The organism is Luteimonas sp. A277 (assembly GCF_054052045.1).
The window spans coordinates 163282-176563 of record NZ_JBSVRG010000004.1; the positions used below are offsets into that span (position 1 = coordinate 163282).

Annotated in this window: 8 protein-coding genes and 1 pseudogene; 5 read left to right on the forward strand and 4 right to left on the reverse strand. The window is 67.7% G+C overall.

Annotated features, from left to right (window positions below):
* Window positions 1-32: 32 nt before the first annotated feature.
* Window positions 33-2420 carry a TonB-dependent receptor plug domain-containing protein gene (locus ACW7G2_RS05695; protein WP_456973609.1) on the forward strand — a complete coding sequence of 796 codons (2388 nt, stop codon included), beginning with the start codon at window positions 33-35 and terminating at the stop codon, window positions 2418-2420.
* Window positions 2421-2434: 14 nt separating this feature from the next.
* On the forward strand, window positions 2435-3193 hold the full coding sequence (locus tag ACW7G2_RS05700) for an SIR2 family NAD-dependent protein deacylase (protein ID WP_456973611.1): 759 nt from the start codon (window positions 2435-2437) through the stop codon (window positions 3191-3193).
* A gap of 9 nt (window positions 3194-3202) precedes the next feature.
* Here the strand turns inward: ACW7G2_RS05700 and ACW7G2_RS05705 are convergent, their stop codons facing one another.
* From ACW7G2_RS05705 to gloA, 4 genes are all read right to left on the reverse strand, one after another.
* Window positions 3203-4111: a TIGR01777 family oxidoreductase gene (locus ACW7G2_RS05705; RefSeq protein WP_456973613.1), complete on the reverse strand. Its 909-nt coding sequence runs from the start codon at window positions 4109-4111 to the stop codon at window positions 3203-3205.
* 110 nt (window positions 4112-4221) lie between these two features.
* A complete protein-coding gene (locus tag ACW7G2_RS05710) occupies window positions 4222-5511 on the reverse strand; it encodes an O-acetylhomoserine aminocarboxypropyltransferase/cysteine synthase family protein (RefSeq protein WP_456973615.1) in 1290 nt (429 codons plus the stop codon).
* A gap of 112 nt (window positions 5512-5623) precedes the next feature.
* Entirely contained in the window at window positions 5624-8209 is a 2586-nt protein-coding gene (gene clpB / locus ACW7G2_RS05715) for an ATP-dependent chaperone ClpB (protein ID WP_456973617.1), read from the reverse strand.
* A gap of 537 nt (window positions 8210-8746) precedes the next feature.
* Window positions 8747-9280 (reverse strand): lactoylglutathione lyase, encoded by a 534-nt coding sequence (gene gloA / locus ACW7G2_RS05720; protein WP_456973619.1) that lies wholly within the window; start codon window positions 9278-9280, stop codon window positions 8747-8749.
* Between the two features lie 105 nt (window positions 9281-9385).
* Here gloA and otsB point away from each other — a divergent pair, with 105 nt between their 5' ends.
* From otsB to otsA, 3 genes and pseudogenes are all read left to right on the forward strand, one after another.
* The gene (gene otsB, locus ACW7G2_RS05725; RefSeq protein WP_456973621.1) at window positions 9386-10132 is read left to right on the forward strand and encodes a trehalose-phosphatase; all 747 of its coding nucleotides are present in this window, start codon (window positions 9386-9388) and stop codon (window positions 10130-10132) included.
* Window positions 10129-11911, forward strand: a pseudogene (locus ACW7G2_RS05730) (glycoside hydrolase family 15 protein). Before otsB ends, ACW7G2_RS05730 begins: the two are co-directional and overlap by 4 nt.
* Window positions 11908-13278, forward strand: coding sequence for an alpha,alpha-trehalose-phosphate synthase (UDP-forming) (otsA, locus tag ACW7G2_RS05735; protein ID WP_456973623.1), 1371 nt, complete (start codon window positions 11908-11910; stop codon window positions 13276-13278). Before ACW7G2_RS05730 ends, otsA begins: the two are co-directional and overlap by 4 nt.
* Window positions 13279-13282 lie beyond the last annotated feature (4 nt).

Genomic DNA, 13282 nt, shown 5'->3' on the forward strand with positions numbered 1-13282 from the left:
CCGCGCATACCCACCGGATTGGGAGATCACCGATGCAGCACACCACGCTTGCCGCCGCCCTCGCCCTGGCCCTGGTCGCCCCCGCGGCCCTGGCCCAGGACAGCGAAACGCCTGCCGAACGCACCTCCACCCTGGACACGCTGATCGTCACCGGCACCCGGGTGACCGACCGCACGGTGGCCGAGTCCACCTCGCCGATCGACATCATCACCCCGGAGACATTGCAGGCTACCGGCACCACCGAGCTGGCCACGGCGCTGTCGCGCGCCCTGCCGTCGCTGAACTTCCCGCGCCCGGCGGTCACCGATGGCACCAGCGCGATCCGCCCGGCGCAGCTGCGCGGGCTGGCCCCCGACCAGGTGCTGGTGCTGGTGAACGGCAAGCGCCGCCACACCACCGCGCTGATCAACGTCAACGGCACCCAGGGCCGCGGCTCGTCACCGGTGGACCTCAATGCGATCCCGATCGCGGCGATCGAGCGCGTGGAGGTGCTGCGCGACGGCGCCTCGGCCCAGTACGGATCGGACGCGATCGCCGGCGTGATCAACGTGGTCCTCAAGGGCAGTGGCGCCAGCGGCGGGGGAATCGATGCGCGCTACGGCCAGTACTCGGCCGGCGACGGGGCGCAGTGGAACCTGTCCGGCGACCACGGCATGCCCCTGGGCCAGGACGGCTTCCTGCACCTGGCTGCCCAGTTCGGCGAACAGGACCCCACCAACCGCGCCCGCCCCTACGCGGGCACATCGCCCGGCGGCAACAACGCGCAGCTGGGCGAGAAGCGCTTCATCTACGGCGACCCTGAAGTTGAGCACTGGGGCCTGTCGTTCAACGCCGAGATGCCGCTGGGCGACTCGGCGACGCTGTACGGCTTCGGCATGGCCAGTGAGCGCGACATCACCTCGTTCGCGTTCTTCCGCGCGCCGGGCAACCCCAACCAGAACGTGCCGCAGGTCCACCCGGACGGCTTCGTGCCGCAGATCAACAACATCGCCGACGACCGCTCGATGGTGGCCGGGGTGCGCGGTGACAGCGGGGGCTGGAACTGGGACCTCAGCTACAACTGGGGCTTCAACCACCTGGAGTTCTTCACCCGCAACACGGTCAACGCAAGCCTCGGCCCGGCCTCGCCGACGGACTTTTACGCAGGTGCGCTGGAAACCACCCAGAACATCTTCAACCTGGACGTGAGCCACGCGCTGGATTGGGGCCTGGCGTACCCGGTGAACCTGGCGCTTGGCGCCGAGTACCGCGAAGAGAAGTGGAACCAGTCGCCCGGCGAGCCGGACTCCTGGCGCCAGGGAGCGCTGCCGCCACCGGTGGCCTCCGGCGCGCAGGGCTTCCCCGGTTACCGGCCCACCGACGCCGGTCACCACAAGCGTGACAGCCACGCGGTGTATGCGGATCTTGAAGCGGACTTCACCGAGCAGTTCTCGGCCGGCGCGGCGGTGCGTTACGAGGACTACAGCGACTTCGGCAGCCAGACCTCCGGCAAGCTCTCGGCCCGCTTTGCGTTCACTGACGCGGTGGCCATGCGCGGCACGGTGGCGTCGGGCTTCCGCGCGCCATCGCTGTCGCAGCAGAACTTCCAGACCACCAGCACCACCTTCATCGCCGGCTTTGCCGATCCGTTCGAAATCCGCACCTTCCCGGCCGGCAGCGCCATCGCCCAGGCGCTGGGTGCGGAGCCGCTGCGGCCGGAGGAGTCGATGTCGCTGAGCATGGGCCTGGTCCTGCAGCCGGTGGATGCGCTCTACGTGACGGTGGACGCCTACCAGGTCGAAGTGGATGACCGGATCGTGCTGTCGGCCAACCTGACCGGCAACATCCGCGACTTCCTGGAGGACCGCGGGATCTTCGGGGTCACCGGCGGCCGCTACTTCACCAACGCCATCGACACCCGCACCCGCGGCATCGACGTGGTGGGCAGCTATCGCTGGGACCTGGCCTCCGGCACCTTCGACCTGACCGCGGGCTACAACTACTCCAAGACCGAGATCACCCGCATCGCGGACAACCCGCCGGAGCTGGAAAGCGGCGGGCTGAACCTGGAGCGCATCGACCGGGCCGAGCGCGGCCGGATCGAGCGCGGCTTCCCGCGTGACAAGCTGCTGCTGACCGGGGTGTGGAACACCGGCGACTGGTCCTTCACCGCCGGCACCACCCGCTACGGCAGCTTCCAGACCACGCCCAACGCTTCAGCCAACGACCAGACCTACGGGGCCAAGTGGCTGGTCGATGTGGCGGCAACCTGGCACCTGGACGGCTGGAGTTTCACCGTGGGCGGGGACAACGTGTTCAACCAGTACCCGGACGAGAACATCTTCGGCAACTCGACCAACGGCCAGTTCCCGTACAACTCGGCGTCGCCGTTCGGCTTCAACGGCGCGTTCGCGTACGTGCGCGCCGGCTACCGCTGGTAACGGGACGCAGCGGCATGCGGATTGCGGTCATGAGCGGGGCCGGGATGTCCGCGGAGAGCGGCATCAGCACGTTCCGCGATGCCCAAACGGGGCTGTGGGCGCGGTTCGACCCGCAGCAGCTGGCCACACCCGGGGCGTTCAACGACGACCCCGCCCTGGTCTGGGGCTGGTACCGCTGGCGCGCCGCCTCGGTGCTGCGCGCGCAGCCCAACGACGGCCACCTGGGACTGGCCCGGCTGGAACAGCTGGGCCACGACGTCACCGTGATCACCCAGAACGTGGACGACCTGCACGAGCGCGGCGGCTCCCGCCGCGTGCTGCATCTGCACGGCAGCCTGTTCGCCTCGCGCTGCATTGACTGCGGCGCGGCGCCGGCCAGCGAGCCCTTGCGCGAGCGGCTGCACACCGTCCCGGCGGATGGCGGGCGCGAAGATCCGCCCGCCTGCATCCCATGCGGCGAACGGCTGCGACCAGGCGTGGTCTGGTTTGGCGAAGGCTTGCCGGAAACCCCATGGCAGGCCGCCATGGAAGCGGTATCAGCCTGCGACCTGCTGCTGGTGATCGGCACCTCTGCACTGGTGTATCCAGCGGCTGCCCTGCCGCTGGCCGCGATCGAAGACGGCACCCCGGTATTGGAGATCAACCCGCAGCCCACCCCACTTTCCAGTCGGGTGGACGCAAGCTGGCGACTGCCGGCCAGTGCGGGCGTGGGCCAACTGCTTGAACGCTTTGCCAACGCCCCGCCGGTTGGCGCCCGCGACCTGATCGCCTGAGGTACGGATTCAGGACTGCAGCGCGGATTGCAGATAAGGCAGCAACCGCGGGTGCCGGAACTGGAAACCGGCCTGCTGCAGCCGCTGCGGGATGACCCGCTGGCCGTCGAGCAGCAGGGTCGACATCTTGCCCAGCGCCAGTTTCAACAGCGGCGTGGGCACGGTAAGAGCCGTTGGCCGCCCCAGGGCGCTCCCCAGCGCATGGGTAAATTCCGCATTGCTGGCCGGCTCGGGCGAGGTCAGGTTGACCGGGCCCACCGGAGCGTCCCCGGCGCCGCCCACGTGCCGCCGCAACAGGATCCGCACCGTCTCCGCCCAGTCGGCCAGGGCGATCCAGCTCAGCACCTGGGCGCCGCTGCCCAACCGCCCGCCCAGACCCAGGCGGAATGAAGGCAGCAGGCGCCGCAGCATCCCGCCAGCGGGATCCAGCACCACCCCGGTGCGCAGCAGCAACACCGGCACTCCCAGCGGCACGGCCTGCATGGCCGCCTCTTCCCAGACCTGACACAAGGTGTGGGGGAAATCCTCGTGGGCACCACTGTCCTCGGTCAGTTGAGTATCGCCGCCCTGGGCGCCGTACCAGCCCACTGCCGAACCGCTCAGAAGCACCGTGGGACGCCGTTCGCAGCGGCGCATCCACTGCATCAGGCTGCGCGTAGGGCCCAGCCGGCTGTCAAACAGCAGTTGCCTGCGTCGATCGCTCCACCGGCGCTCGGCAATGCCCGCCCCGGCAAGGTTGACCACCGCATCAAAATACTGCGACGGCGACAGTCCCTCGTAGCCAAGCACCTCGATCCCGTCCGGCGCCCTGCGTGAGGGGTCGCGCGACGCCCAGGCGACCCGGGCGCCGTCCCGCTGCAGCCGCTCGCTGAGCGCCCGCCCGAGAAACCCGCTGCCACCGGTGATCAGAATCCGCATCGCACTGCCTTGACCCACCATTGGCGGTGGGCAAAGTCGCCAGCCTGCAGCTTCGCGGATCAAGCCCTCGTCAATCCTCCCTGTATCCGGCTACCGACCACGACTGGGGTTCAGGCCCGCGCCAGCGCCTGCTCGATATCGGCCAGCAGGTCGTCCACGTGCTCGATCCCGATGCACAGGCGCACCGTATCCTCGCTGACCCCGGCCTTCTCAAGTTCCTCCGGGGAGAGCTGGCGGTGTGTGGTGGAAGCCGGGTGGGTGGCCAACGAACGCGTATCGCCGATGTTCACCAAGCGGGTGAACAGCTGCAGCGCATCAAGGAACTTCGCTCCCGCATCACGCCCGCCCGGCAGGCCGAAGGTGAACAGCCCCGAGGCCGCACCACCCCGCAGGTACTTCTGCGCCAAGGCATGCTCGGGATGATCCGGCAGGCCGGCATAGTTCACCCACGAGACCTTCGGGTGCCGCTGCAGGTGGCTGGCGATGGCCAGGGTATTGGCATTGATCCGGTCCATGCGCAGCGGCAGGGTCTCGATGCCCTGCAGGATCAGGAAGGCGTTGAAAGGCGACAGCGCCGCCCCGGTATTGCGCAGCGGCACCACCCGGGCGCGGCCGATGTAGGCCGCCGGCCCCAGCGCCTCGGTATAGACCACGCCGTGGTAGCTGGGATCGGGCGTGTTGAGCTGCGGGAAGCGGTCCTTGTGCTCGGCCCAGGGGAATCGGCCGGAGTCGACGATCGCGCCGCCCAGGCTGTTGCCATGGCCGCCCAGGTACTTGGTCAGCGAATGGACCACGATATCGGCGCCGAAATCGATCGGCCGCAGCAGGTACGGCGTGGGCACGGTGTTGTCGACGATCAGCGGCACGCCACGGGCGTGGGCCGCCTTCGCCACCGCTTCGATATCGGTCACGTTGCCCAGCGGGTTGCCGATCGATTCGACGAACACCGCCCTGGTCCTGTCGTCGATCAGGCGGTCGAAGGCGGCAGGATCACGGTAATCGGCAAACCGCGTCTCGATTCCGTACTGCGGGAAGGTGTGCGCGAACAGGTTGTAGGTGCCGCCGTACAGCGCGCTGGCCGAGACGATGTTGTCGCCCACCCCGGCGATGGTCTGGATCGCGTAGGTGATCGCGGCCTGCCCCGAGGCCAGCGCCAGTGCGCCCACGCCGCCTTCCAGCGCCGCCACCCGCTGCTCGAGCACGTCGGTGGTCGGGTTCATGATGCGGGTGTAGATGTTGCCCGGCACCTTGAGGTCAAACAGGTCGGCCCCGTGCTGGGTGTTGTCGAAGGCGTAGGCCACGGTCTGGTAGATCGGCACCGCCACCGAGCGGGTGGTCGGATCCGGGGTGTAGCCGCCGTGGACGGCGATGGTTTCAGGCTTCCAGTCGGAGGAGGTCATTGCGTGGCTCGAACGGGCTGTGGACAGCCACGCTAACCAAGCCGGGCGCCAAAGTGGCGCCCGGAAAGGAAATCAGCGTTGTCGTCCGTGGAACGATCGCCTTCCGGCGGCCTCAGCCCTTGCTGAAAGCCAGCGCGCCGGCTTCCGCCTCGACCCGGATCAGGTCGCCGTTGACGAAGTCACCAGCCAGGATCAAGGACGCCAGCGGGTTCTCCAGCTGCTGCTGGATCGCTCGCTTGAGCGGGCGCGCGCCATAGACCGGATCAAAGCCGACGTTGCCCAGCAGTTCGAAGGCCGCATCGGATACCGAGATCCGCAGTCCGCGTTCGGCCAACCGCTTCTCCAGTCCGGCCATCTGGATCCGGGCAATCGACTTGATCTGCGCCTTGTCCAACGGGTGGAAGACCACGATGTCGTCGAGCCTGTTGATGAATTCGGGGCGGAAATGCGCCTGCACCACGCCCATCACCGAAGCCTTCATCTGGGTGTAGGCCTGGGGAGAGCCGTCGCCGTCCAGCTCCTGGATCATCTGCGAGCCCAGGTTGGAGGTCATCACGATGACGGTGTTGCGGAAGTCCACCGTGCGGCCCTGGCCGTCGGTCAGGCGGCCATCATCGAGCACCTGCAGCAGGATGTTGAACACGTCCGGGTGCGCCTTCTCGACCTCGTCGAGCAGGATCACGCTGTACGGGCGCCGGCGCACGGCCTCGGTCAGATACCCGCCCTCCTCATAGCCAACGTAGCCCGGGGGCGCGCCAACCAGGCGGCTGACGGCGTGCTTCTCCATGAACTCGCTCATGTCGATGCGCACCATGGCCTCCTCGCTGTCGAACAGGAAGCCGGCCAGGGCCTTGCACAGCTCGGTTTTGCCCACGCCGGTCGGACCCAGGAACAGGAACGAGCCCGAGGGACGATCTGGATCCGACAGTCCGGCCCGCGCGCGGCGCACGGAATCGGACACCGCGGTGATGGCCTCGTCCTGGCCCACCACGCGCTCGTGCAACACCTCTTCCATGCGCAGCAGCTTGTCGCGCTCGCCCTCAAGCATCTTGCTGACCGGAATCCCGGTCCAGCGCGCGACCACCTCGGCAATCTCTTCAGCGGTCACCTTCTCCTGCAGCAGGGTGAAGCCGGTGGTCTCGGCCTCCTGCGCGGCCTTGAGCTGCTTCTCCAGCTCCGGCAGGCGGCCGTACTGGATCTCGCTCATCCTGGCGTAGTCCTGGGCGCGCTGGGCGGTCTCCAGCTCCAGCCGAGCCTGCTCGATCTTCTCCTTGATCTTCGTCGCGCCCTGCACGGTGGCCTTCTCGGCCTTCCACACTTCTTCCAGGTCGTTGTATTCGCGCTCCAGCACTTCGATCTCGGCTTCAAGATCGGAAAGCCGCTGTTTGGACTCGGCGTCCTTTTCCTTCTTCAGCGCCTCGCGCTCGATCTTGAACTGGATCAGGCGGCGCTCGCGGCGGTCCAGCTCCTCGGGCTTGGAATCGATCTCCATGCGGATCCGGCTGGCCGCCTCGTCCATCAGGTCGATGGCCTTGTCGGGCAGCTTGCGGTCGGCGATGTAGCGGTGGCTGAGGGTGGCCGCGGCTACCACCGCCGGGTCGGTGATCTCCACCCCGTGGTGCACGGCGTAGCGTTCCTTCAGCCCGCGCAGGATGGCGATGGTGTCCTCCACCGTCGGCTCCCCGACGAACACCTTCTGGAAGCGGCGCTCGAGCGCGGCGTCCTTCTCGATGTACTTGCGGTATTCATCCAGCGTGGTCGCGCCGATGCAGTGCAGCTCGCCGCGCGCCAGCGCCGGCTTGAGCATGTTGCCGGCATCCATCGAACCTTCGGCCTTGCCGGCGCCGACCACGGTATGCAGCTCGTCGATGAACAGGATGATCCGGCCCTCGTTCTTGGCCAGGTCGTTGAGCACGCCCTTCAGGCGCTCCTCGAACTCGCCGCGGAACTTGGCCCCGGCAATCAGCGCGCCCATGTCGAGCGAGAGCACGCGCTTGCCGCGCAGGCCTTCGGGCACCTCGTTGTTGACGATGCGCTGGGCCAGTCCCTCCGCGATCGCGGTCTTGCCAACGCCCGGTTCGCCGATCAGCACCGGGTTGTTCTTGGTCCGGCGCTGCAGCACCTGGATGGTGCGGCGGATTTCCTCGTCACGGCCGATTACCGGATCCAGCTTGCCACTCTCGGCGCGGGCGGTGAGGTCGATCGTGTACTTCTCCAGCGCCTGGCGCGACTCCTCGGCGTTCTCGTCCTGCACGCTTTCGCCGCCGCGGACCTTGTCGATCGCGGCCTCCAGCGCCTGGCGGTTGCCGCCGGCATCCTTCAGCGCGCGGCCGCTGTCTCCACCGTCTTCCAGCGCGGCCAGCAGGAACAGCTCCGAGGCGATGTAGGCATCGCCGCGCTGCTGGGCCAGCTTGTCGGTGACGTTGAGCAGGCGGCCAAGGTCGTTGCCGACGGCCACGCTGCCGGCCTGGCCGGAAACGGTGGGCAGGCGGTCGAGGATTTCGCCCAGCCGCTCACGCAGCAGGGGCACGTTGACGCCGGCCTGCGACAGCAGCGGCCGGGTGCCGCCGCCCTGCTGGTCGATCAGGGCGGCCAGCAGGTGGGCGGGTTCGATCAGGTTGTGGTCGCGGCCCACGGCCAGCGACTGGGCGTCGGCCAGGGCCTGCTGGAAACGCGTGGTGAGCTTGTCCATCCGCATCGGACTGTCCTCTGAAAGTCAGGCCGGTATGTCCCGGCAATGATGTCCAGATGCGGGCTTCAGCGTTGTGAATCAAGGGTTCTACGGAGCCCTCGTCAGAAAATAAGCGGTTCTGATACCACGCCGGGGGTCGGGTGGGGGTGCCCTTCAGTCTCCATGTCCCCCGGCGTCGGCCTGCGGCCGCGACCTCCTCCTTTACTTACGACTGAAGGGCACCCCCACCCGCCGCTCCGGGATTCAGGCGGCTTCGCGCGCATGGCGCGCTCCTACAAAAACCCCGGTCCCGAGCGGCAAGCCGGGGCCCGGAAGACAACCTTCCCGGAGCCAAGCCCCGCCGTGGCCGGGAGGCCTTTGCGCGTAAGTAAAGGAGGAGGCCTTCGCCGCAGGCGGAGGCCGGGGGACATGGAGCGCAAAGGCCTCCCGGTCGCGGCGGGGCCCCTCAGGTCGGACCGTAGGTCCATGGAGCGCAAAAGACCCGGCACGGCGGGACCTCTCAGGTCAGGGCGATGCCCATCGAAGCAGCCCCGACCGCACCCATCACCCCAGCGGCGTCGGCTGGATGATCTCCACCCAGTAGCCGTCCGGATCCCTGAGGAAGGCCAGCTCGCGCATGCGGCCGTCGGTCAGGCGCTTCTGGAAATCCACGCCCAGCTGCTCGAACCGCTCACAGGCCGCCACTACGTCCGGCACCGTGATGCAGATGTGGCCGAAGCCACGCGGGTCGCTGTTGCCGTCGTGGTACACCGGGCCGTCCTGCTCCTCGGTGCCGTGGTTGTGGGTCAGCTCCAGCACGCCGCGCTGGCGCGCCACCCATTCCTTGCGGGCGGCATCGTCTTCAGGGATCACAGACGGGTCATCGACCAGCGCCAGGAAGTAGAGGCTGAACTTGGCTTCGGGAAAGTCGTTCTTGCGCACCAGGGTGAAGCCCAGCACGCGGGTATAGAAGTCCAGCGATGCGCGCGAATCCTTGATCCGCAGCATGGTGTGGTTGAAAAGGAAATCGCGGGTGGCGGGGTCGCGTTCGGCCACGCCGGGCACCTGGGCCAGTGCGGCAAGGGAGTCTGAGGACATCTGTCATCTCCGTTGGTGGGGGAACCTCCATTATCGGCCATCCGGATGAATCGGCCTGGCGGATGTGAACGTGGCCTTCCCAGGAGCTCCGGCACAATCGCCTGCATGGTTGCTGACCTTCCGCGGACACCGCCGCCATCGCTCGATTCACGCTGCGCGCTGTTTCTTGACGTCGATGGCACCCTGCTCGATTTCGCTCCCTGGCCCGACGCGGTCAGGGTTCCCGATGCCTTGCCCGAAGTGCTGCGCCAGCTGCACCGCCAGCTTGACGGCGCGCTGGCACTGATCAGCGGCCGGCCGCTGCGCTCGCTGGATACGCTGTTCCACCCGCTGCGGCTGCCTGCGGCCGGCATGCACGGGCTGGAACTGCGCAACGGCGCCTGTCTCCGGTCGCCGCCACCGGCTCCGGACGCGTTGGCTGATGTGCTGGATGACGCACATGCATTCGCCACCGACCATCCCGGCACGGTGGTGGAAGACAAGGGCACCAGCATCGGCCTGCACTGGCGCAACGCTCCCGGACACGCGGACGCAATGCGTGGTTTTGCCGAAGGCGCGCTGCGGCGCCTCTCCGGGTACTGCCTGCAGGCAGGCAACCACGTGGTCGAGCTGCGTCCCAAGGGAGCCGACAAGGGCGATGCCATCGACCTGCTGATGGAGCAGGATCCGTTCCGCGGACGCAGGCCGGTCTTCGTCGGCGACGACCTCACCGACGAGCATGGCTTTGCCGTGGTCAACGCCCGCGGCGGTTCCAGCGTGCTGGTGGGCAGGCGCTCGCCCAGCGCCGCCCGGCACTGCCTGGCCAACACCGCCGCAGTCCTGCAATGGCTGCAGGAAGGAGCCGCCACATGAGCCAGTCAAACCTCGACCTGGGCGTCATCGGCAACGGCAGTTTTGCCGCGCTCATCGACCGCAAGGCGCGGGTGGTGTGGAGCTGCCTGCCGGCGTTCGATGGCGACCCTGCCTTCTGCGCCCTGCTTGAGCCGCGTGATCATGACGCCGGCGACTTCAGCATTGAACTGGAAGACTTCCAGCACAGCGAGCAGGCCTATGTGACCAATACCGCCATCCTGCGCACGGTGCTGCATGACGACAGCGGCGGGGCGGTTGAAGTGCTCGATTTCACGCCCCGCTGGCGCAACCAGGGCAGGTTCTACCGCCCAGTATCGATCATGCGCCGGATCACGCCGCTGGCCGGCAACCCGCGAGTCCGGGTGCGGTTGCGTCCGCTCAAGCACTGGGGCGCCGAACGGGTGGACACCACCTGGGGCAGCAACCATGTCCGCTACCTGCTGCCGGAGGTCACGCTGCGCCTGACCACCGATGTGCCGGTGCGCTTCGTGCGCGATGAAATCCCTTTCGTGCTCGGCCGGCCCATGCACCTGCTGCTGGGCCCGGACGAATCACTGGCCCGATCGCTGAGCGGCTTCATGCAGGAAGCGCTCGAACGCACCACCAACTACTGGCGCGAATGGGTGCGCTACCTGTCGATCCCGCTGGACTGGCAGGACGCCGTAATCCGCTCGGCCATCACCCTCAAGCTGTGCCAGTACTGAGGACAGCGGCGCGATCATTGCCGCCATGACCACGTCCATCCCGGAGGCCGCGCACACGGCGCGCAACTGGGATTACCGCTACTGCTGGCTGCGCGATGCGGCCTTCGTGGTGCGCGCGCTCAACCGCTTGGGCGCGACTCGCACCATGGAAGAGTTCCTGCGCTACATCTTCAACATCGCCACCCATGACGGCAGCCTGCAGCCGCTGTACGGCATCGACTTCGCCGAGGAGCTGGAAGAGCACGAAGTGCCGACCCTGCGCGGATATCGCGGCATGGGTCCGGTGCGGCGCGGCAACCTCGCCTGGCTGCAGAAGCAGCACGATGTCTACGGCAGCGTGGTGCTGGCCTCCACCCAGCTGTTCTTCGACCAGCGCCTGGTTGAACCCGGCGATGCAGATACCTTCCGCCGCCTGGAGCCCCTGGGCGAGCGCGCGGTGGAGCTGTGCAACGTGCCCGACGCCGGCCTGTGGGAATTCCGCGGGCGGACGGCAGTGCACACCTATACGGCGGCCATGTGCTGGGCCGCATGCGACCGGCTGGCCCGCATCGCGGCGCACCTTGGCCTGGCGGACCGCGAGCGGCACTGGCGTGTGGAAGCCGGGAAGATCCGCGAGCAGGTGCTTAGTGAAGCCTGGAACGACGAGCTCGGCCATTTCACCGACACCTTTGGCGGTGAGCACCTGGACGCCTCGCTGCTGCTGCTGGAGGAAATCGGATTCATCCGCGCCGACGATCCCCGGTACATCGCTACGGTTGAGGCCATCGGCCGCGACCTGCGCCGCGGCGATGGACTGTTCCGCTACATCGCGCCGGACGACTTCGGCTCGCCCGAAACCAGCTTCACCATCTGCACGTTCTGGTACATCGACGCGCTGGCAGCCATTGGACGGATGGATGAGGCGCGCGAATTCTTCGAACGCATCCTGGCCCGGCGCAACCACCTGGGACTGCTGTCGGAAGACCTTGCGTTTGAGGATGGCGAAGCCTGGGGCAACTTCCCCCAGACCTATTCCCATGTCGGCCTGATCACCGCAGCCATGCGCCTGTCCAGGCCGTGGACGGAGGCCTCATGAGCAGGCTGGTGGTGGTCTCCAACCGGGTCGCCGTTCCCGGGAAGAACCAGGCCGGCGGCCTGGCGGTGGCCCTGCACGATGCGCTGAGCGAGCGCGGCGGGCTGTGGTTCGGCTGGAGCGGCCGGACCGTGCGCCGCGAAAGTGGCGAATTGCACGACCAGACCGAAGGCGGCATCCGCTACCTGACGATGGACCTCAGTCGCGCCGACAACGACAGCTACTACAACGGCTTTGCCAACCGCACCCTGTGGCCGCTGCTGCATTTCCGCCTGGACCTGGTGGACTACACCCGCGAGACTCGCGAGGGCTACCGCCGCGTCAATGCGCTGTTTGCCGAGCGGCTGGCGCCGCACCTGCGCGACAGCGATACGCTATGGATCCACGATTACCACCTGATCCCGCTGGCCGCTCTGCTGCGCGAGCGCGGCGTCGGCTGCCGGATGGGCTTTTTCCTGCACGTGCCCATGCCCTCCTCCGACCTGGTCGCCGCCATGCCGGACCATACGCGGCTGTTTTCCACGCTGTACGCCTACGACCTGGTGGGCTTCCAGACGTTGCGCGACGTGGAGCGGTTCCAGGACTACGTGCGCCTGTTCGGCGGCGGCAAGGTGCTCAGTGACGGGGTCATCGAGTCGCCCGGGGGCAGGCGGCTGCGGGCGGCGGCGTTCCCGATCAGCATCGATACCACGCGCATCGCCGAGCAGGCGACGGCAGCCACTTCCAAAGCCATGGTGCGCCGCCTGCAGGGCAGCCTTGGGCAGCGCCGGTTGATGATCGGCGTCGATCGGCTGGACTACTCCAAGGGATTGCCGGAGCGGTTTCGCGGTTTTGAACGCTATCTGGAGCGCAAGGGCCCGGACGATGACGGCCTGACCTATCTGCAGATCGCCCCGGTCTCACGCGGCAATGTGGAGGAATACCAGGAGCTGCGCGCCGAGCTGGAACAGATTGCCGGACACATCAACGGCACCCGCTCCAGCGCCGACTGGACCCCGCTGCGCTACGTCAACCGCAACTTCGCCCACGCTACCCTGACCGGCTTCTACCGGATGGCTTCCGTCGGCCTGGTCACTCCGCTGCGCGACGGCATGAACCTGGTGGCCAAGGAGTATGTCGGCTCGCAGGATCCGGACAATCCGGGCGTGCTGGTGCTCTCGCACTTCGCCGGTGCCGCGCACGAGCTGCGCGAGGCATTGCTGGTCAACCCGCATGACCTGGACGGGGTGGCCAACGCGATCGCCTACGCCGCGTCGATGCCGCTGGCCGAGCGCCGCGAACGCTGGAACGCGATGATCGAACACCTGCGCACGCACGACATCAATGCGTGGCGCCGCCGCTACCTCGAAGCGCTTGTCGCCGGCACCTGAGCTG

What these genes read in the sequence shown, in the direction of transcription:
- ACW7G2_RS05695 (WP_456973609.1), top strand. Translation starts at nt 33, where the DNA reads ATGCAGCACACCACGCTTGCCGCCGCCCTCGCCCTGGCCCTGGTCGCC.
- ACW7G2_RS05700 (WP_456973611.1), top strand. Translation starts at nt 2,435, where the DNA reads ATGCGGATTGCGGTCATGAGCGGGGCCGGGATGTCCGCGGAGAGCGGC.
- ACW7G2_RS05705 (WP_456973613.1), bottom strand. Translation starts at nt 4,111, where the DNA reads ATGCGGATTCTGATCACCGGTGGCAGCGGGTTTCTCGGGCGGGCGCTC.
- ACW7G2_RS05710 (WP_456973615.1), bottom strand. Translation starts at nt 5,511, where the DNA reads ATGACCTCCTCCGACTGGAAGCCTGAAACCATCGCCGTCCACGGCGGC.
- clpB (WP_456973617.1), bottom strand. Translation starts at nt 8,209, where the DNA reads ATGCGGATGGACAAGCTCACCACGCGTTTCCAGCAGGCCCTGGCCGAC.
- gloA (WP_456973619.1), bottom strand. Translation starts at nt 9,280, where the DNA reads ATGTCCTCAGACTCCCTTGCCGCACTGGCCCAGGTGCCCGGCGTGGCC.
- otsB (WP_456973621.1), top strand. Translation starts at nt 9,386, where the DNA reads ATGGTTGCTGACCTTCCGCGGACACCGCCGCCATCGCTCGATTCACGC.
- otsA (WP_456973623.1), top strand. Translation starts at nt 11,908, where the DNA reads ATGAGCAGGCTGGTGGTGGTCTCCAACCGGGTCGCCGTTCCCGGGAAG.